15 protein-coding genes are annotated in these 19,132 nt (G+C 62.7%); 8 read left to right on the top strand and 7 right to left on the bottom strand.

Annotation, left to right across the window (positions count from 1 at the left end):
- The first annotated feature begins 46 nt into the window (after positions 1-46).
- Complete coding sequence (locus MK6180000_RS16190) at positions 47-1,162, top strand: site-specific DNA-methyltransferase (protein WP_138935670.1); 1,116 nt, start codon at positions 47-49, stop codon at positions 1,160-1,162.
- Positions 1,163-1,279: 117 nt separating this feature from the next.
- On the opposite strand, the gene MK6180000_RS16185 is transcribed toward MK6180000_RS16190, so the two are convergent.
- From MK6180000_RS16185 to mutY, 3 genes are read right to left on the bottom strand one after another with little or no spacing between them, the layout of a single operon-like run.
- Positions 1,280-3,247 (bottom strand): oxidoreductase, encoded by a 1,968-nt coding sequence (locus MK6180000_RS16185; RefSeq protein ID WP_138935669.1) that lies wholly within the window; start codon positions 3,245-3,247, stop codon positions 1,280-1,282.
- 55 nt (positions 3,248-3,302) lie between these two features.
- A complete protein-coding gene (locus MK6180000_RS16180; RefSeq protein WP_138935668.1) occupies positions 3,303-4,424 on the bottom strand; it encodes an alkane 1-monooxygenase in 1,122 nt (373 codons plus the stop codon).
- A gap of 31 nt (positions 4,425-4,455) precedes the next feature.
- Positions 4,456-5,544: an A/G-specific adenine glycosylase gene (gene mutY / locus MK6180000_RS16175; RefSeq protein ID WP_138935667.1), complete on the bottom strand. Its 1,089-nt coding sequence runs from the start codon at positions 5,542-5,544 to the stop codon at positions 4,456-4,458.
- Positions 5,545-5,625: 81 nt separating this feature from the next.
- Between mutY and MK6180000_RS16170 the strand changes: the two genes are divergently transcribed.
- From MK6180000_RS16170 to MK6180000_RS16160, 3 genes are read left to right on the top strand one after another with little or no spacing between them, the layout of a single operon-like run.
- A complete protein-coding gene (locus MK6180000_RS16170) occupies positions 5,626-6,135 on the top strand; it encodes a DUF721 domain-containing protein (protein ID WP_138935666.1) in 510 nt (169 codons plus the stop codon).
- Between the two features lie 19 nt (positions 6,136-6,154).
- Positions 6,155-6,814 carry a DsbA family protein gene (locus tag MK6180000_RS16165; RefSeq protein ID WP_138935665.1) on the top strand — a complete coding sequence of 220 codons (660 nt, stop codon included), beginning with the start codon at positions 6,155-6,157 and terminating at the stop codon, positions 6,812-6,814.
- The gene (locus MK6180000_RS16160) at positions 6,811-7,926 is read left to right on the top strand and encodes a CaiB/BaiF CoA transferase family protein (RefSeq protein ID WP_138935664.1); all 1,116 of its coding nucleotides are present in this window, start codon (positions 6,811-6,813) and stop codon (positions 7,924-7,926) included. The genes MK6180000_RS16165 and MK6180000_RS16160 overlap by 4 nt, the downstream gene beginning before the upstream one ends.
- Positions 7,927-7,941: 15 nt before the next feature.
- Here the strand turns inward: MK6180000_RS16160 and lpxK are convergent, their stop codons facing one another.
- From lpxK to MK6180000_RS16140, 4 genes are all read right to left on the bottom strand, one after another.
- Positions 7,942-8,934: a tetraacyldisaccharide 4'-kinase gene (gene lpxK / locus MK6180000_RS16155; protein WP_171054727.1), complete on the bottom strand. Its 993-nt coding sequence runs from the start codon at positions 8,932-8,934 to the stop codon at positions 7,942-7,944.
- Positions 8,934-10,178, bottom strand: a complete 1,245-nt coding sequence (locus MK6180000_RS16150) for a 3-deoxy-D-manno-octulosonic acid transferase (protein ID WP_138935663.1) — start codon at positions 10,176-10,178, stop codon at positions 8,934-8,936. Before MK6180000_RS16150 ends, lpxK begins: the two co-directional genes overlap by 1 nt.
- Before the next feature lie 11 nt (positions 10,179-10,189).
- Positions 10,190-10,432, bottom strand: coding sequence for a DUF4170 domain-containing protein (locus tag MK6180000_RS16145; RefSeq protein WP_138935662.1), 243 nt, complete (start codon positions 10,430-10,432; stop codon positions 10,190-10,192).
- Between the two features lie 170 nt (positions 10,433-10,602).
- A complete protein-coding gene (locus tag MK6180000_RS16140; RefSeq protein ID WP_138935661.1) occupies positions 10,603-12,432 on the bottom strand; it encodes a trypsin-like peptidase domain-containing protein in 1,830 nt (609 codons plus the stop codon).
- Between the two features lie 226 nt (positions 12,433-12,658).
- On the opposite strand from MK6180000_RS16140, the gene MK6180000_RS16135 reads away from it, so the two are divergent.
- The 4 genes from MK6180000_RS16135 to MK6180000_RS16120 all read left to right on the top strand — a co-directional run bounded on the left by MK6180000_RS16135 (position 12,659) and on the right by MK6180000_RS16120 (position 19,037).
- Positions 12,659-13,588 carry a glycine--tRNA ligase subunit alpha gene (locus MK6180000_RS16135; RefSeq protein WP_138935660.1) on the top strand — a complete coding sequence of 310 codons (930 nt, stop codon included), beginning with the start codon at positions 12,659-12,661 and terminating at the stop codon, positions 13,586-13,588.
- Entirely contained in the window at positions 13,588-14,112 is a 525-nt protein-coding gene (locus MK6180000_RS16130) for a DUF6446 family protein (protein ID WP_138935659.1), read from the top strand. Before MK6180000_RS16135 ends, MK6180000_RS16130 begins: the two co-directional genes overlap by 1 nt.
- Positions 14,113-14,115: 3 nt before the next feature.
- Complete coding sequence (gene glyS / locus MK6180000_RS16125) at positions 14,116-16,320, top strand: glycine--tRNA ligase subunit beta (RefSeq protein WP_138935658.1); 2,205 nt, start codon at positions 14,116-14,118, stop codon at positions 16,318-16,320.
- A gap of 146 nt (positions 16,321-16,466) precedes the next feature.
- Positions 16,467-19,037, top strand: a complete 2,571-nt coding sequence (locus MK6180000_RS16120; protein WP_138935657.1) for a putative PEP-binding protein — start codon at positions 16,467-16,469, stop codon at positions 19,035-19,037.
- Positions 19,038-19,132 lie beyond the last annotated feature (95 nt).

Raw genomic sequence — 19,132 nt, 5'->3', positions numbered from 1 at the left:
CCACAAGCAGACAGAGCGCAAAAACGCGCCGGGACAGAGGCATGATATGACAAAGATGACAAAGATTGAGGGGGCTCCGACTCTCCCTTTGAACCAGATCCTGAGCGGCGATTGCATCGATGTGATGAACTCGCTTCCCGAAAACTCGGTCGATCTGATCTTTGCTGATCCGCCCTATAACCTGCAGCTCAAGGGTGATCTGCACCGGCCCGATAACAGCCAGGTCGACGCGGTCGATGACGCGTGGGACCAGTTCGACAGTTTTGCCGTCTATGACAAATTCACGCGGGAATGGCTGGCCGCCGCGCGCCGCCTGCTGAAACCCAATGGCGCCATCTGGGTCATCGGCTCTTACCACAACATTTTCCGTGTCGGCGCATCGCTTCAGGATGCCGGTTACTGGATCCTCAACGACGTCGTCTGGCGCAAGTCGAACCCGATGCCGAACTTCCGTGGCAAACGCCTGACCAATGCGCATGAGACGATGATCTGGGCGTCGAAATCCGAGGGTGCGAAATACACGTTCAATTACGAGGCGTTAAAGGCACTGAATGACGGAGTTCAGATGCGTAGCGATTGGGTACTGCCGATCTGTACGGGGCATGAACGGCTCAAAAACGACGACGGCAACAAGGCCCACCCGACACAAAAACCCCAAAGCCTGCTGCACCGCGTCATCGTCGGCAGTACAAATCCCGGCGATGTTGTTCTGGACCCCTTCTTTGGCACCGGCACCACTGGCGCCGTGGCCAAGATGCTGGGCCGCGACTATATCGGGATCGAGCGCGAGGAGGCGTATCGCACCGTCGCAGAAAAGCGCCTGAAGGGCGTGCGCAAATTTGACCGTGAGGCGCTGCAGGTGTCGACGTCCAAGCGTGCCGAGCCGCGCGTGCCATTCGGCCAGCTAGTCGAGCGCGGCATGCTGCGACCGGGCGAGGAGCTGTATTCTCTGAACCAGCGCCACAAGGCCAAGGTGCGCGCTGATGGCACGCTCATCGGCGATGACATCAAAGGCTCGATCCATCAGGTGGGCGCCCATCTGGAAGGCGCGCCCAGCTGCAATGGCTGGACCTACTGGCACTTCAAGAAAGACGGCAAGCGTGTGCCGATCGACCTTCTGCGCCAGCAGATCCGCGCCGAGATGGCAGACCGCCCTAACTAAGTTTCCTCCAAGGTTAATGAACACCGCCGGTGCCTGTGGTCTGACGCTAGGCACCACCTTAACTGCGCCCTGTCGATTTATCGGCGGGGCGCCTTTTTGTGATGCCCGCGCTTGGGGTTACAAGGCCCAAGCTGCCTTTAGCCCGTCCAGCACTGCCTCTTCTGCCGTTCTGGGAGCCATGCAGTCACCTATACCAATTACCTGCCCATCATAGCCGTCCAGCGCCAACAGCAGCGCGTCCGACACCTCGGTCCCCTGCGCCAGCACCAGCGTGTCGGTCTGCTCGACCAACATCGCCTCGCCATTGGCGGCGTTGATGAAATAAGCGGTGTCGCCGTCGGCGCCATATAGCTGCGCGTAAGGAATGATCTCGACGCCCAGCTTCTGCACGCGGCCCACCATTGTGTCGCGCACATAGCTTTGCAACATTTCGCCCGCATGAGTGCCATTGACGCACAGACGCACACGCCGGCCGGCGCTTGCCAGCAGTTCAGCGACGCCAAGGCCGGTCCAATCTGCGCGCCAGTCGGCAATGGTGACAGAGCCGCCGACATTCGCATGGCTGCGCAGCACATCCCAAGCGGTAACGATATGCGCGTCCTCACTGAACTCCATCTCTTGCGGTATCCGCGCGGTGCCGCCAGTGGCGACGATAACGGCATCAGGGGTGACCTGTGCCACGTCCTCCGCAGTCACTGCGCTATTGAGATGCACTGTCACGCCCGCGCGCCGCATCTCGGCCGAAAGGTTCGTGACAATGCCGCCAAATTCGCTGCGCCCCGGCAGCATCTGTGCCAGCAGCGCCTGACCGCCTAACTGGGCTGCGGCCTCATGGAGGGTAACATGATGGCCCATTGCGGCGGCGGTTGCGGCCGCCTTCATGCCCGCCGGGCCACCACCGATAACCATGACTGACTTAGGCGTCTTTGCCATACGCAGCGCGCTATAACGCAGCTCTCGCCCCGATTCGGGGAACTGGATGCAGGAAATCGGCACACCTTTGTGGAAATGCCCGATGCAGGCCTGATTGCAGCCGATGCAGGCGCGGATATCGTCGGGTTTGTCCGCCTTTGCCTTGCCCGGCATCATCGGGTCGCAGATCAGCGCGCGCGTCATACCGCACATGTCGGCCTGGCCCGAGGCAACGATGCCTTCGGCCTCCTGCGGTTGATTGATGCGGCCTGCGACCATGACGGGGATATCGACCGCGCGCTTCACTACATGGGCAAAGGGCGCCAGATATGCGGTCTGCTCAAACATTGGCGGCACGATATGGATCGCGCCGCTCAAAGTGGCGGATGTGCCTGCAATAACGCTCACGTAGTCCAGCTTGGGCGCCAGTGCGCGTATCACCGCAAGACTGCCAGCCTCATCCATACCGCCTTCGGTATGCTCATCGCCCGAAATACGCAGGCCGATGACAAAGCCATCGCCGGTTGCTGCGCGCACCGCCTCCAAAATCTCGCGCAAGAACCGCATTCGGTTCTCGGCGCTGCCGCCATAATCATCCTCACGCATGTTCACTTGCGGGCTGAGGAATTGCGCGGGCAAGTAGCCATGGCTGGCGACAATCTCGACCCCGTCTAGCCCTGCCGTTTGCATACGGGCAGCAGCGGCGGCGTAGCCCGCGACAACTTCGTGGATCATGCGAACGGGCATCGCGCGGGGGATCACATGGAACCTGCCGGAGGGGGTGGCCGACGCGGAGTAGGCGACGGGCGCCGTGCCGTCCGCAACCTCCATAATCTCGCGGCCCGGATGGAACAGCTGGGCGAATATGCGGGTGCCGTGGGCGTGGACGGTACTTGCCAGCCGTTTGAGACCCGGCAAGCAGCTATCGTCCGTCCCCATCAAAACATGCGAGGTGTAGCGCGCCGTCTCGTGCACGCCGACGACTTGGCTGACGATCAGGCCCGCACCGCCGCGCGCACGCGCCTCGTGGTAGGCGATCATCGCATCGGTCACATGGCCATCATGCGCCATCGAGGTGTCATGCCCGGTCGACAGGATGCGGTTTTGTATCGTTACACCGCCGATTTTCAGCGGCGAAAAGAGGGTCGGGAATAGCTGCGATGTTTTTGGCATGAGGGGCGGTCCCGGCTAGGATTTTCAGCCACGCTAGCCCGCTGTTCATTAGCCTTCAAGCGGGCGGCGGATTGCGCGCCTTGTTATAGGGCTGCCAGTCGGTGATCTGGGGGTAATGCGCCTTGCGCCACGCGCGCACACGCGGGTTCATAACGCGCCGCCAGAGGGGCGGGACCATCGCAGCTATCGTCATGATCGGATAGCCGTAGGGCAGTTGTGGCGCGTCGCCTTCGGTGTAGTTTTGCAGCAAGGGAAACCGGCGGTCAGGTTTGTGGTGATGGTCCGAATGGCGTTGCAGATTGATCAGTAGCCAGTTGGTTGCCTTGTGCGCCGCGTTCCAGCTGTGGCGCGGTCTGACATGCTCGTATTTGCCATCGCCCAAATGCTCGCGCGTCAGGCCGTAATGCTCCACGTAGTTGGTCAGCTCCAGCTGCCAGACGGCGACCAATGCCTGCCACAAAAACAGCGCGAGGCCCAACCAGCCGCCAAGGATCAGCGCCAACGCCAGCATTGCGGCCTGTAGCGCCCAGTAGCGAAAAAAGGGATTACTTAGATGCGTCCACGCATGGCCCCGGCGCGCCTGCTGTGCGGCCTCGGCGCGAAAGGCAGACTTTAGCGACATCGGTAGCACGCGAAAAAAGAAGCGGTGAAACCCCTCGTTATAGCGCGCCGTGACCGTGTCGCGCGGGGTGGCGACGTGGCGGTGATGCACTTGCAAATGCTCGGACCGGAAATGCGAATACAGCACCATCGCCAGCAGCAAATCGCCCATCCAGCGCTCAACCTTGGGCTTTTGGTGCATCAGCTCATGCGCGTAATTTATGCCGATAGTGCCAGTGATGACGCCCACACCAAAGAACAGCATGATCTTTTCCGCCGCGCCCAGATGCGCGGCCTGTGGCACGTACCAGATCATCCAGAAAAGCAGCGCGAATTGTATTGGCGCCCAGACCAGCGTGATGCTGCGATACCACGTCATGTCGCCCGCGCCATCGGGGTCCAGATTATCGAGGTTCAGGCCAAGGAACGCATCCAGCAGGGAGAAGAAATACCACGTAAAGATCGGCAACAGCACCACCGTCCAGCCGCCATGCAGCGCGCCCAGTATAGCGATCGGGACCAGCAGCAGCGACATCCAGAACGGCAAGGCGCGGCGGATCTTGGCGGCGGTGGACATGAGGCAGCTCCGGCGATGTTTCGGGCGCAATCTAGCCCATTCCACGCAAAACGCCACGCGACAGATCGAACACCTTGCGCATGACTGTCGGCAGGTGCCCCGGCTGAAATTCGCTTAGCGGCGTGAACTGGCCGCGCGACGGGGCCGCGTCCATGCCGACCTGGGCAATCTCGATCCCAAGGCGCAGGTGAAAATGCGTGAAGGTATGACGCGCCTCCTCACTGAGGCCCTGCCAATCGGCCTCCAGCGGGGGCGCAGGCGCTGGCGCCTCCTCGGCCCAGTCACTGCCGGGCCAGCCCAGCATACCGCCCAAAAGGCCGCGGTCCTCGCGCCGCTCCAACAAGATCGCGCCGTCACTGCGCTGCACGACATATGCGATACCCAAGCGGATCGGCTTGGCCTTTTTCGGGGTCTTTTTCGGCAGTTCCGCCGCTGTCCCGGCCATCCGCGCCACGCACGGCTCGCGCCATGGACAGATCCCGCATGCGGGGTTGCGCGGGGTACAGATGGTCGCGCCCAGATCCATGACTGCCTGTGCATAATCACCGGGGCGCTGCAGGGGCGTCAGCGCGGTCGCGGCTGCGATCAGCTGGGGCTTGGCGCTGGGCAGGGGGGTGTGGATGTCATGCAGGCGCGCCATCACGCGCTCTACATTTCCATCGACGACTACCTCGGGTGCGTCAAACGCGATGGCCGAAATTGCGGCGGCTGTATAGGGGCCAATGCCGGGTAGTTTCAGCAGCGCCGCATGCTCGCGCGGGAACTGGCCGTCATGTTCGGCCACCACCACGCGGGCGCATTTCAGCAGATTGCGCGCACGGGCGTAGTAGCCAAGGCCGGCCCATTCGCCCATCACATCCGCATCCTCGGCGCTAGCCAGATCTATTACGGCGGGCCACCGGGCGATAAAGCGCTGAAAGTAGGCGGTGACGGCGGCGACTGTCGTCTGTTGCAGCATCACCTCGGACAGCCAGATACGATAGGGATCAGGCCGCGCGCCTGCGCCCTGTGCTGCCGGGCTAACGCGCCACGGCATATCGCGCGCATGGCGGTCATACCATTTCAGCAGATCAACCGCCGTTGGCTGGGGCAGACCCGCGGCATTTACCGTCTCACGCATTCTTTATGTCCACTTTGGCTTATCTGCTGGCAAGACCAGCACCATGCCTTAGAATGGCCCGCACCGACAGGAGGTCAATCCATGCCACCCCGCCGCCCCACGACCAAGGGCTTTGCACGCTCCAGCACTCTGCTTCAGGACCGGATCCGCAAGGCATCCGAGAGCCGGGGCTTTGCCGAATCGCGTTTGCTGACCCAATGGAGCGAGACAGTGGGCGAGGAAGTTGCAGCCATCGCACGGCCCGTCAAGGTGGGCTACGGTCGCGGCGGCATGGGCGCGACGCTGACCTTGCTGACCACCGGTGCGCAGGCCCCTATGCTGGAGATGCAAAAGGAGCAACTGCGTGCCAAGGTGAATGGCATTTATGGCTATAACGCCATTTCCCGCATCACGATCACACAGACCGCACCGACAGGTTTTGCCGACGGGCAGGCCAGCTTTCAGCACCGCGCGCCCAAACCCGCGCCGCCCGCGCCAAACCCCGAAGCGGTGGCCGAGGCGCGCCGCATTGCCGCGCCCGTGGCCGATGCTGGCCTGCGCGAAGCGCTTGAAGCCCTCGCGCAAAACGTATTAACCAGATCCAAACGCTGATCCGAAAAGGAATACATATATGAACCGCAGAGTAATGATCGGTGCCGCCGCTGCGGCCGTCGCACTTGGCGCCGTCTGGTGGCAGCTAGGCGGTCAGGAAACCACCGGCGCCGCGACAGCTTCGACGTCCGAATACGCCGATGTCGACACCTCCTCGATCACCGAAATGACGATGGGCCCTGAGGATGCGAAGGTGACGATCACCGAATACGCCTCATTTACCTGCCCGCATTGTGCGACGTTCCACCAGACCACGTTCAAGGAGCTGAAGCGCGACTACATCGACACCGGAAAGGTGCACTTCATTTACCGCGACGTCTATTTTGACCGGGTTGGCCTATGGGCGTCGATGGTTGCGCGTTGCGGCGGGCCTGTGCGGTTTTTCGGCATTTCCGACATGCTCTATTCGCAGCAAAAGGAATGGCTGGCGGCTGACGATGCCGTGACCATCTCGAACAATCTGCGCCGTATCGGCAAGGTTGCCGGGCTGGAAGAGGATCAGATCAACGCCTGCCTTGAGGATTCTGAAAAGGCCGAGACGCTGCTGGCATGGTTCAATCAGAACAAGGATGCCGACGACATCAATTCTACGCCGACGCTGATGATCAACGGCAAGCAATATAGCAACATGGCCTATTCCGAGCTTAAGACCATCATCGACGAAAAGCTGGCCGAATGAGCGCGGCGCCCCTCGCAGGCCTCAAGGTCGTCGAGTTGGCGCGCATTCTGGCTGGCCCTTGGGCCGGCCAGACGCTGGCCGATCTGGGCGCTGAAGTCATCAAGGTCGAAAGCCCCGAAGGCGACGATACCCGCCGCTGGGGCCCACCGTTCATTGAGCGCGATGGGGATCGCAGCGCCGCCTATTTCCACGGCTGCAACCGGGGCAAATCCAGCGTTGCCATTGATTTTCGCACCCCCGAAGGGCAGGCGCAGGTGCGCGATCTGCTGTCCGGCGCCGACATTGTGATCGAGAATTTCAAGGTCGGCGGGCTGGCGAAATACGGGCTGGACTACGCCAGCCTGTCGCAGGATTTCCCGCAGCTGATTTATTGCTCGATCACCGGGTTCGGGCAGGATGGCCCATATGCGCACCGTGCGGGCTATGACTATATCATTCAGGGCATGTCTGGCCTGATGTCGATCACCGGCGCGCCCGAGGGTCAGCCCCAGCGCGTAGGCGTGGCGATCACCGATATTTTTACCGGCGTTTATGCGACCACCGCGATCCTCGCCGCGCTTCACCAGCGCAGTTCAACAGGCAAGGGCCAGCAGATCGACATGGCCCTCTTGGACGTGGCCGTGGCGGTGACGGCCAACCAGTCGATGAACTACCTGTCAACCGGCGAGGCGCCGGGCCGGATCGGGAACTTCCACCCCAACCTCGCGCCCTATCAGGTGTTCGATTGCTCGGATGGCTACATCATAATCGCCGTCGGCAACGACACGCAATACCAGCGTCTGTGCGGCGCGTTGGGCGTGCCTGAACTGGCAACCGCGCCTGAATATGCGACCAACGCCGACCGCGTGGCGCTGCGCGATCAGCTAAGCGCGCTCTTGACGGCGCGGACTGTAACCTTCTCAAAGGAAGCGCTGCTGGCTGCGTGCGAGGGCGCAGGCGTGCCTGCCGGGCAAATCAACACGCTGGATGAGGTTTATGCCGATCCGCAGGTTATTGCGCGCGGCATGCAGATCGCGCCGGATGGCGTGCCGGGTGTGCGGACGCCTATCCGGTTTTCGGATGCAGATTTGTCGCTGGATAATGCCTCGCCAAAATTGGGCAGGACGGACTGATGTTGGAGCGCCGGGCTAAACGCCTAGCGCTTCCAATCGCGCATCCAGTTCAGCCCAGTCCCCAAGCTCTAGCCGCACAGGCAGCGTCAGCACCTTAGCGCGAAATTCTGCCGGCAGCCGCACGGCGTCCTTTTCGGTCGTCACCAGTTGCGCGCCCAATTTTTGCGCCTCTGCCTCTAGCCGGGCCAGTAGTGCGGGCGTAAAGGGTTGGTGATCATCCAGCGCCTCGAACCCCGCCAGCACAGCACCCATTCCGCGCAGGGTGGCAAAGAACTTCTCGGGGTGGCCTATCCCGGCAAAGGCAAAACAGCGCGTGCCGTTCCAGTCCATGCCAGTGGCCAGAGGCGCCAGCACGCCCTTGAGGTGCGGCAATCGTATCGCATCGCCCCAAGCTGCCTTAAACTTAGTCTGTGCAGACGTGCTGCCGATGGATAATAGCAGGTCGGCGCGGGCGAGGCCGACGTCAACAGGCTCACGCAGCGGTCCGGCAGGCAGGCAGCGGCCATTGCCGAAGCCAGCCACGGCATCAACCACAATGATGGACAGATCCTTGTGCAGCGATGGGTTTTGAAACCCATCATCCAGTACGATCACCTCTGCACCGGCCCGCGCGGCGGCGAGTGCGCCAGCGGCGCGGTCGAGGGCGACCCACGTGGGGGCAAAGGCGGAAATGAGCAGCGGCTCGTCCCCCACATCGGCGGCATCATGGAGGGCGGGATCGACCTGCAGAGGTCCGGCCTGCTTCCCGCCATGGCCGCGGCTGACGACATGCACGGCGCGGTTTCGTGCGATCAAATGCTGGACCAGCGCAATCACCGTCGGCGTCTTGCCCGTGCCGCCTGCGTTCAGGTTGCCCACGCAAATCACCGGCACCGGCGCACGCGTCGGCGTGCCCTGTGCCAGCCTGCGCGCAGTCGTCCGCGCATAGAGGGCGCCCAAAGGCGATAGCAGCCGCGCGCGCAGCCCCGGCGCAGAGGCAGGGCGCAACCAGAAGGCGGGCGCGCGCATCAGGCCCATTCCAGATCGTCGAGCATGTCGTGGAGCAGTGCGAGTATCTTGTCCATCAACTCTGCACTGGCGGTGGCAACCTCCCACGCGGCGTGGGCCATGGCGGCACTCTGATCGGCGGCGATCAGGTGCGACAGCGCCGCAGACAAGGTGCTGGCATCGCGCACAATTCGTGCGCCGCCTGCGCTGGCATAGCGCCTGTAGCTGGGCATATATCGCGCGACATTGGGGCCGTAAACGATGGCCGCCCCATGCGCCGCCGGCTCATTCGGATCACTGCCGCCCATACCAGGAAGCAGCGAACTGCCCATCATCGCAATGGTTGCAAGCCGGTACCACAGGCCCATCTCGCCGCGCGTGTCGGCCAGCAATACCTGCGTCGCCTCCCCCGGCATCCCGCCATGCGACCAGACGGCATGGCGCCAGTTGCCTTGCCTGAGAGTCGTGCGGAATGCCTCCGTCTCTGACAGATCGGCGGGCACGAGGATCAGGAACAGCCGATGCGCCAAGCGGCTGGCCTGCCGGTGCGCACCAAGGATCGTAGCTAGCTCGGAGTGGCGGACCATCGCGGCCAGCCAGATGGGCCGCCCCCGTAGGGACGTGGCCATCTCGTCGCGCAGACCCTCGTCATAGGGCAGCGCAATCGCACCCTCCTGAAAGAGGCCAGCGACGGTGATCTTTGCGTCCTCGACACCCAGCCGCCGCAGATATTGCGCCGCTTTTTCAGAGCGCGCCATGACTGTGCGGAACCGCCCCAGCAGCGCCGGCGTCACATCCGGCAGCCAGTGCCAACCGGGCCGCTCCAGCAGCGACACCTCTGCATCAACCAGGATCATCGGAATGCCCGCCGCATCAGCCGAAGTGACCAGCGCCGGCCGTAGTCCGCCGCCCGTCCACAGGCAGATATCAGGCCGCCAATGTGCCAGAAATGCGCCCGCGTTCGACGGGCTGTCGGCGCCCAGTGGCTGGTGATACGTCATTGCGCGCGCGCGAACGGGCCACCTTATGCCCTCGCCTGTGGTCAGCAGCAGGTGCAGCCCGCCGCCCGTGACACCGGGCGCGCCGCCGCGCTGCGCCGCCAGCCGCTGAGCCATCTGAATCAGCGCATCGGCGTGCTCAAGGCTCGTCGCGTGGCCCCAGATCACCGCGCCCTCTGGCCGCGCCGCTGTAGGTACAAAGCTATCCTCAGGCGTGCCGCGCCGGGCCAGTGCCATATAGGCCGCAAGGCTGAGAGAGCGCGTCACGGCAGGCGGCCTCAGCCCAGCTCTTCGGTCGGCGAGGCGGCTGTTTCCTCATCGCGCAGGCGGTGCAGATGCGCGATGAAGTAGCGCATATGCGCATTGTCGACTGTCCGCTGCGCCTCGCCCTTCCAGGCGTTATGGGCGCTTTTGTAGTCGGGGAATATGCCGACGATGTGCAAATCGCTCGGGTCTTTGAACACGTTCTTTGCCGGATCGATTAGCTCGCCGCCAAAAACGAGGTGAAGGCGTTGGGTCATGGCTGGCTCCTATCGTGAAAATGTTGGGGGGAAGGTATGGCGCAGTGCAGGTGGGGGCAAGGGCGGCTTGGTCTGCAAGGCATTCGCGAATCAGGCCAAAGCCGCCCGGTCTACGTCTCAGTCCCCTAGGTCACACCACACCGATGCCCGTTGTAGCGGGCGCTTTTCGATCACTCCCAGCAGCTGACGAGGACTGTCATGCCGTTCGCGCGCTCGGCCATCTGCGCCGGGGCAAGCGCGGCACCGGACGCTGCGGTGACAGGTGTTGCGCCTGCCTCAATCAGCACGCGTGACAGCGCCGCGGCATCGGCGGCAAACGCGACGTCACCGGGCAAAACGCGCCCGCCCTGCATACGCGGCAGCAGCATTCCCAGTACGGCGCCGCTCGCATCCATCACCGGGCCGCCAACGTCGCCCTCCAGCGCGCTTAGCGCCAGGCGCGCGACGTTTTCCTGCCCGTCCAGCCCGCGAACATCCGACACCTTGCCAAAGATCAGCGACGGCGCGCCCAGCACGCCGCCATAGGAATAGCCCGCGACAGTCACCTCTGATTGCAGGCGGGGCGCGGTACCGGCCAGCGCGGCCACTCCGATAGGGGCCATCGCGGCCTTCGGACGCAGCACGGCCACGCCGAGGGCCGCGTCTGAGGCGGTGATATCTGCATCGCGATCATCCTCGATCGTTATGCGTCCGCAGGCCCCGACAATTTCCGATGTGGTCACGACTGTCCCGCGCCCATCGACATAAAAACCCGACCGCGAAAACAGCGGTTTACGGATCGCAAGCCCCGACACGAGATCGATGCTTTGGGCGTCATTGGCGCCGGCAGCAGGGTCCAAGACGCCATCCGTGCGGGCAAAGCTATCCTGCATCACACCCAAGATACGCGTGCGCCGCTCCTCGTCGCCAGTCGGCCAGATCAGCGTAAACCCCTTGATTTTGTCATTCTCCAGGCGCGCCTCAGTGTGCGAGATCATGCGCGCATTCTGACCAGTGAGGGTAAAGCTGTCATTGCCACGCTCGCGCGGGCCGTCCTTTGGCACGATTTCCAGCGTCTGCATAATGTCGTAAAGACCAAAGAGCGTGTCTTGCGTGCCCTCCTGGCTGATCATCAGAACGCGCGCCGGGATGTCGCCGATGCTGTCAAAATGCGCGAAGGGCGGCTCGTACCGCGCGAATTTCATGACGCCCAGCGGGACCTGCATTTCGATACCCATTTTCGGCTCGGAGACGAGTTTCATGCCCATGCCGTCCAATACAGCATTGTATTGCGCTAGCAGATCGGCGCGCTGCATCGTCGTCAGAATTCCCGTCGGCTCGCGACCATTCGCGCGTTGCCAGCTGGCCATCGAATTGCGCGTACCGGCGCCAAATGCAGCGTCGATGCGGCCATCATAATGCCCGGCCCATGCCAGCGCGATCTGCAATTGCGCCCGCTCGTCTGCGGTCAGTAAACGCTCGCTGGTGCGAGCCTCGCGTGGGGTCTCGTCCGCGGCTTCGGGCGCTGGCTCAGGTTCGGGTACCGGCTCAGGGGTTATGGCTGCGACTTCTGGCTCTTGCACCGGCTCTGCCGTCTCGTCCAAGGCCAGCGCCGCCGCGCCGCCCGTTGCTGGCACGGCCGCGCCGCTGGCCAGCAGATTCGCACCAACGGGCCATATCTGGCGGGCATATTCGCTGCTGGCGGCAATATAGCTGTCGTTCGGTATGCGTCCGTCGCGGCGCAACTGCCGCAGGATTTCATCCGCATTTTCAGCAGTATAAGGCCCCAGCGCCACGACATACCAACCTGACCCGCCCAGATCAAAGCCGTTTACGTCCTGCAATTGCCCGCTGCGTCTGCGCAGCGCCTCGTTGATGGCGGCAAGGTTTGGCTGCGCCTCAATCTGGACCCAGACCAGATCCTGTGCCCCGGTGGGCGCCTGCGCGGTGGATTGCTGTGCAAAGGCGATGGCGACGCCGACCAACAAGGCGAAGGTCGCCGCCAGAAATGTCCGTGTCATTCTATCCGTCACCTTTGCAATAGTCGTAAATTCCGCCGCGTTCAGGGCGTTCTAACAAAAAACTGCTGATATGCATCTAAAATATGCCGCAACACCGCCTTTGATGGCAGAGACCGCTTTGCCGCAAAATACCCCTGCTGGCCTGATTGACGCTATGACCGCCCCGCCGTAGGTAGAAGGCGTGATTTCTGGGGCACCCGCCCTTGATATCGATGAGGGGCCCAGCATGACCGCGACGACAGGGAAACCGCGCAGCTTTCAGGAGATTATCCTGAGATTGCAGAGCTATTGGGCCATGAAAGGCTGCGCCATCATGCAGCCCTACGATATGGAGGTCGGGGCCGGCACGTTCCATCCCGCCACCACCCTACGCAGCCTTGGGGCGCGCCCGTGGGCCGCGGCCTATGTGCAGCCCTCACGCCGCCCGACTGACGGGCGCTATGGCGAAAACCCCAACCGCTTGCAGCATTATTACCAGTATCAGGTGCTGATCAAACCCAGCCCGCCCGATCTTCAGGCGCTCTATCTGGGATCGCTTGAGGCGATCGGCATCGACATGCAACTGCATGACATCCGCTTTGTCGAGGATGATTGGGAATCGCCGACGCTTGGCGCTTGGGGTCTGGGATGGGAGGTCTGGTGCGACGGTATGGAAGTCAGCCAGTTCACATATTTCCAGCAGGTCGGCGGCCACGATTGCACACCCGTATCGGGCGAATTGACCTACGGGCTGGAGCGTTTGGCGATGTATGTCCTTGGCGTCGATCACGTCATGGACATGTCTTACAACGATCCCGATGCGACCATCCCGCTTAGCTATGGCGATGTATTTCGCCAAACCGAGGAGGAGTATTCGCGCTGGAATTTCGACATCGCCAATACCGACATCCTCTTGCGCCACTTTGAGGAGGCTGAGGCCGAATGCCGCGCCATTCTGGATGCGCCTGAGGATGATCCGAAAACTGGCAAGCGCATCGTCATGGCCCACCCGGCCTATGACCAATGCATAAAGGCCAGCCACATCTTTAACTTGCTGGACGCACGCGGCGTCATCTCCGTGACCGAGCGGCAGGCCTATATCGGCCGCGTCCGCGCGCTGGCCAAGCAATGCGCTGATGCGTTTGTTCAAACCACCGCTGGGGGGCGGGCGGCATAATGGGAAAGTTTCTGACAGTGCTATTGCTTACCTGCGCCATCGGTGGCGGCGCCTTGATGTATTATCAGCAGGTCTATGCCTACTATGATGAGGTCACGCCGAATGGCAAGACGGACGTACAGATTACGTCGCTGATCACCGGCGCGCCGGAGCCTATCTTGTACGATGAATTCCGCGCCATTGATGCCAATAGCTCGCCCATTCGCTATCGCGCCTGCTTTCACACCACCAGCAGCCAGGCCATGCTGACCGAGACTTATGTGCTGGACGATGAGGCTGTGCCGCTGACCGCGCCCGGCTGGTTCAACTGCTTCGACGCCAAGGATATCGGCGCCGCGATGGAGGACGGCAGCGCGCTGGCGTTCCTCGGGACTGCAAATATCGAATACGGCATCGACCGCATGGTTGCTATTCACGAGGACGGTCGCGGCTGGGCGTGGGACCAGATCAACCGCTGCGGCGAAATCGTCTTTGACGGAAATCCCGCCCCCGCCGATTGCCCCGCACCGCCCGAAGGATACTGACCCATGCCCGATCTTCTGATCGAACTTTTCTCTGAGGAAATCCCAGCCCGGATGCAGACCCGCGCGGCGGACGACCTGAAATCGCGCGTGACGGATGGCCTTGTCGAGGCCGGCCTGACCTACGCGGGCGCCGCCGCCTTCTCGACCCCGCGCCGCCTGACGCTGGCGCTGGAGGGGCTGACCGCATCCTCGCCCACGACCCGCGAAGAGCGCAAGGGCCCGCGAACCGACGCGCCCGACAAGGCGATAGAGGGGTTCCTGCGCGGCGCGGGTGTTAGCCGCGACGATCTGGAGGTCCGGGACGAGAAAAAAGGGCAGGTCTACTATGCCACCATCACCAAGCCGGGACGCGACGCAGATGCTATCATCGCCGAGGTGCTGGAAGGCGTCATTCGCGGCTTCCCCTGGCCGAAATCCATGCGCTGGGGCAATGGCACGCTGCGCTGGGTGCGGCCGTTGCATTCGATCCTCTGCATCCTGACGGATGAAGCGGGCGAGGCGCGTGTCGTAGATCTGGACGTGGACGGGATCGTGGCTGGCAACACCACCGAGGGCCACCGATTTATGGCACCGGGGCGGTTTTCTGTCACAGGCTTTGACGACTACACCGCCAAGCTAAAGAAACGCCACGTCGTTCTCGACGCGCGCGAGCGGTCCGAGGCGATCTGGCAAGACGCGACCAATCAGGCGTTTGCCGCCGGGCTGGAAGTGGCCGAGGACGCGAGCCTCTTGGCCGAGGTGGCGGGGCTGGTCGAATGGCCGGTCGTCTTGATGGGCACCATTGACGACGCGTTTTTGGGCCTGCCGCCCGAGGTGCTACAAACCTCAATGCGCGAGCATCAAAAGTTCTTCTCGGTCCGCAGTTCCAAGACTGGCCGGATCGAACGCTTTATCACCGTCGCCAACCGCGAGACGGCCGATCAGGGCGTGACCATTCTGGCCGGCAACCAAAAGGTGCTGTTCGCGCGTTTGTCTGACGCCAAGTTTTTCTGGGAGAATGACCTGCGCATCGCCAAGGCTGGCGGGCAGGAATGGCAGAAAGCGCTTGAGAACGTCACGTTCCACAACAAGCTGGGCTCACAAGCCGACCGGGTAAACCGCATCGCCGCACTGGCGCGCGAGATCGCGCCGGTCGTTGGCTGCGACGCCAATCTGGCCGAGCAAGCCGCCCGCTGGGCCAAGTCCGACCTGCCGTCGGAAATGGTCTATGAATTCCCCGAATTGCAGGGCCTGATGGGGCGGTATTATGCGGACGCCGCTGGGTTCCCGTCCGAAGTCGCAGCGGCGGCGCAGGAGCATTACTCCCCGCTGGGGCCGTCCGATGATGTGCCGACTGCGCCGATATCTGTGGCTGTGGCACTGGCGGACAAGCTGGATATCCTGACGGGGTTCTGGGCGATTGATGAGAAGCCGACCGGAAGCAAGGATCCGTTCGCGCTACGCCGGGCGGCGCTGGGGCTTATTCGGTTGGTGCTGGAGAACGAAGTCTCTATCCACTTAAAACAACTGGCCGGGTTGTGGTTAGGAGCCAACGACAGTGCTTGTCAGAAAGCGCTGACGGCAAGCAAGGCAGCGCAAAAGCGTCTCAATGAGACGATGGAAGATAGCCCGATGGATATTCAAGAGCGATTGACTATCGCTACTTATGAACGCGATATCGGACTGCGATGCGCGGAAGTTGGCGCTGACCTCCTCTCCTTCTTCCACGACCGCCTCAAAGTCTATCTCCGCGACCAAGGCATCCGCCACGACGTCATCGACGCCTGCATCGAAATGCCCGGCAATGACGACCTCGCCCTCTTGGTCAAGCGCGCCACCGCACTCAGCGATTTCCTGAAAACCGAGGATGGCGGCAACCTGTTGCAAGGCTTCAAGCGGGCCAACAACATCCTCAGTCAAGCCGAGGATAACGACGGTGTCGAATACTCCTACGGTGCCGACGTCAAATTCGCCGAAACGGATGAGGAGCGTGCATTGTTCGCCGCGCTGACGAACGCTGAGCCAAAGGTGGCCGCAGCTGTCAAGTCTGAGGATTTCGCCGCCGTCATGACAGCGCTGGCAGGTCTGCGGGCGCCTATAGATGCGTTCTTTGACGCGGTTCAGGTGAATTCCGAGAACCAGATCGTGCGGCGCAACCGGCTGAATATGCTGGGCCAGATCCGTAAGATCGGGCTGGCAGCAGCCGATCTGACACGGATCGAGGGGTAGGCATGCCGCCTTCCACAAAGAGCGGGCCAGCCAGAATGAAGCGCCTTGCAGGGCCGTAGCAGCGCCATCCTACGGCCCAGCGGCTGCCCGGCGCGCGCTCCTTGCGCCTATCCGGACTTTCCCTTGCCATGTGGGCCATCGGGCCTATGCTGCACCGACAAAGAAAAGGTGCCGCAGTGCAGCAAATTCATCCAGACGTCACATTGATTGCGCCAGATGCGCCGATTCACGTCAATACGCATGGCGGGCGGGCGAAATGTCTGCAACGCCTCGCGCGGCTCGATCTGCCTGTGCCGCCGACGGTTGCGCTGTCATTCGATACCGTCCACGCCATTGCGGTAGGCGACATGCCCGATATGCACGCGCTGCTCGCGCAGTTGGATAGTGAGGCGCTGTTATGCGTGCGCCCCTCGTCGGAGGATAGCGATTGGGGCGGGCCGCGCGCGGTGCTGAACATCGGTATGTCGGACGCCATGCGCGATGTGCTGGCAGACCGCATCGGCCCTGATGCGGCGACACGCCTCTACCTGCGGTTCGTCGAAAACTACGCGATTGAGGTCGCGCGGCTGGACCCGGACATGCTGGACGAAATGCCGGATGCACCGGGCGACGCGCTGGCCTTTGCCTTACGTGTCTATGAGGAAGAGACAGAAGAGGCCTTTCCCCAAGACCCCGCCGTGCAACTGGCCGAGGTGCTGCGCAGTATGGCGCGCGCGTGGGACGGCACGACCGCCCGCATCCTGCGGCAGGCCAAGGGCGCGCCGATTGATGCGGGCCTGGGCCTTGTGGTGCAGGAAATGGCCATCGGGCTGGGGCGCGGCGAATGTGGCAGCGGCGTTATGCAACTGGTCAACAGCAAGTCAGGCGCGCGCCAAATCACGGGCCGCTACCTCAGCCAAAGCCAAGGCCGCGATGCCCTAAGCGGGGGCACCGGAACACTTTACCTAGAGCGCGATCCGCGTGGTCCGTCGCTGGAGGAACTGGCGCCTGAGGCGTTTGGCCAGCTGAAATCGCACCTGTCGCTAATGCGCGAGAAACTCCGCGAGGAAATGCAGGCCGAATTTACCATTGAAAATGGCAAGCTGCACCTGCTGGACGGCGTGCGCGTGGCGCGGAACGCCCGCGCCGCCGTCAGCATCGCCGTGGCATTGGCCGAGGAGGGCATCATCACTCGTGAAGAAGCGCTAATGCGGATCGAGCCGCGCGCCCTGAACGAGCTGCTGCACCGGCAGGTCGATCCCGAGGCCAAGCGCGACGTGCTGGCGCGCGGGATCGCCGCCAGCCCCGGCGCGGCGACCGGCAAGATTGTATTTACCGCCGAGGCATCGCAGGCCGCCGCCGCCCGCGGCGAGGCGACGGTGCTGGTCCGGCGCGAGACGACGTCCGAGGATATTCGCGGCATGCACGCCGCCGTCGCCGTCCTGACCGAGCGTGGTGGAATGACCAGCCACGCCGCTGTCATCGGTCGCGGTATCGGGCTGCCTTGTGTCGTTGGAGCGTCCTCAATCCGGTTTCAGACGGTCAATCGCAAGCTGACCGCGCCCGATGGCCGCATCCTGCGCGAGGGCGACCAGATCACCATTGACGGCACCAATGGCGAAGTATTGTTTGGTCAGGCGCCGCTGCTGGACGCAGGGCATGACGACAGCTTTGCGGTGCTGATGGAATGGGCCGATGATGTGCGCGACATCGCTGTGCGCGCCAATGCTGACACGCCGATGGACGCAAAGATGGCGCGAAATTTTTCCGCGCAGGGCATCGGTCTGTGCCGGACCGAGCATATGTTCTTTGAGGAGGCACGCCTGCGCGTCATGCGCGAGATGATCTTTGCCGGTACCAGCCCAGACCGCGCCGCCGCGCTAGAGCGGCTGTTGCCGATGCAACGCGATGATTTTGCTGATCTGTTCCGTATCATGCAGGGGCAGCCCGTCTGCATCCGCCTGCTGGACCCGCCACTGCACGAGTTCCTGCCAAGCGACCGCGCAGGCCACCGCGAGTTGGCCGAGGCGCTGGATTTGCCGTTGTCTCAAGTCACGAGCAGGGTCGAGGCCTTGGGCGAATATAACCCAATGCTTGGGATGCGCGGTGTCCGGCTGGGCATTACGTTGCCGGAAATCTACGAGATGCAGGTGCGCGCTATCTTTGAGGCGACGATCAAGGTCGCCGGCGAGGGTGTCGAGATTGTCCCCGAGATCATGATCCCGCTGGTGTCGGCCAGCCGCGAAGTCGAATTGGTCAAATCCAGCGTCGACAGCGTTGCTGCTGCCGTGCGCCGCGAAACGGGGCAAAAGTTCGATTATCGCCTTGGCGTCATGGTCGAGACGCCGCGCGCCGCGCTGCGCGCTGGCGATATTGCGCCGCAGGTGTCGTTCCTCAGCTTCGGTACGAACGATCTGACGCAGATGACCTACGGCCTCAGCCGCGACGACGCCGGTCGATTTATGTCGGAATACGTCCAGCTCGGCGTCTATCCCGAAGACCCGTTTCACACCCTCGATCTGGACGGCGTGGCCGAACTGCTAAGCATTGGGGCCGAGCGCGCGCGCGCGGCAAATCCGGACCTGACCCTATCAATTTGCGGCGAACACGGCGGCAACCCCGAATCGATTGCCTTCTGCCGGGCAGTAGGATTCGACTATGTGTCCTGTTCGCCGTTCCGCGTGCCGGTTGCACGGCTGGCTGCCGCACAACTTGCGGTCAGGGACAAGATCGGGTGAAATAATGCGGCAAGCCCGCGATATCCTACGCTTTTCTATTGATTTTGCTCATTAGCCCAGAGTCTAAAAGCGGCGTAAAACCGCCTGAAATCGGC

It is taken from the genome of Roseovarius arcticus, assembly GCF_006125015.1.
Lineage (GTDB): Bacteria > Pseudomonadota > Alphaproteobacteria > Rhodobacterales > Rhodobacteraceae > Roseovarius > Roseovarius arcticus.
The sequence above is the reverse complement of the archived record's forward strand: the minus strand, read 5'-3'. Positions and strand labels throughout refer to the sequence as shown.

Coding starts and splice junctions, on each gene's coding strand:
- MK6180000_RS16190 (WP_138935670.1), top strand. CDS start 47: ATGACAAAGATGACAAAGATTGAGGGGGCTCCGACTCTCCCTTTGAAC.
- MK6180000_RS16185 (WP_138935669.1), bottom strand. CDS start 3,247: ATGCCAAAAACATCGCAGCTATTCCCGACCCTCTTTTCGCCGCTGAAA.
- MK6180000_RS16180 (WP_138935668.1), bottom strand. CDS start 4,424: ATGTCCACCGCCGCCAAGATCCGCCGCGCCTTGCCGTTCTGGATGTCG.
- mutY (WP_138935667.1), bottom strand. CDS start 5,544: ATGCGTGAGACGGTAAATGCCGCGGGTCTGCCCCAGCCAACGGCGGTT.
- MK6180000_RS16170 (WP_138935666.1), top strand. CDS start 5,626: ATGCCACCCCGCCGCCCCACGACCAAGGGCTTTGCACGCTCCAGCACT.
- MK6180000_RS16165 (WP_138935665.1), top strand. CDS start 6,155: ATGAACCGCAGAGTAATGATCGGTGCCGCCGCTGCGGCCGTCGCACTT.
- MK6180000_RS16160 (WP_138935664.1), top strand. CDS start 6,811: ATGAGCGCGGCGCCCCTCGCAGGCCTCAAGGTCGTCGAGTTGGCGCGC.
- lpxK (WP_171054727.1), bottom strand. CDS start 8,934: ATGCGCGCGCCCGCCTTCTGGTTGCGCCCTGCCTCTGCGCCGGGGCTG.
- MK6180000_RS16145 (WP_138935662.1), bottom strand. CDS start 10,432: ATGACCCAACGCCTTCACCTCGTTTTTGGCGGCGAGCTAATCGATCCG.
- MK6180000_RS16140 (WP_138935661.1), bottom strand. CDS start 12,432: ATGACACGGACATTTCTGGCGGCGACCTTCGCCTTGTTGGTCGGCGTC.
- MK6180000_RS16135 (WP_138935660.1), top strand. CDS start 12,659: ATGACCGCGACGACAGGGAAACCGCGCAGCTTTCAGGAGATTATCCTG.
- MK6180000_RS16130 (WP_138935659.1), top strand. CDS start 13,588: ATGGGAAAGTTTCTGACAGTGCTATTGCTTACCTGCGCCATCGGTGGC.
- glyS (WP_138935658.1), top strand. CDS start 14,116: ATGCCCGATCTTCTGATCGAACTTTTCTCTGAGGAAATCCCAGCCCGG.
- MK6180000_RS16120 (WP_138935657.1), top strand. CDS start 16,467: ATGCTGCACCGACAAAGAAAAGGTGCCGCAGTGCAGCAAATTCATCCA.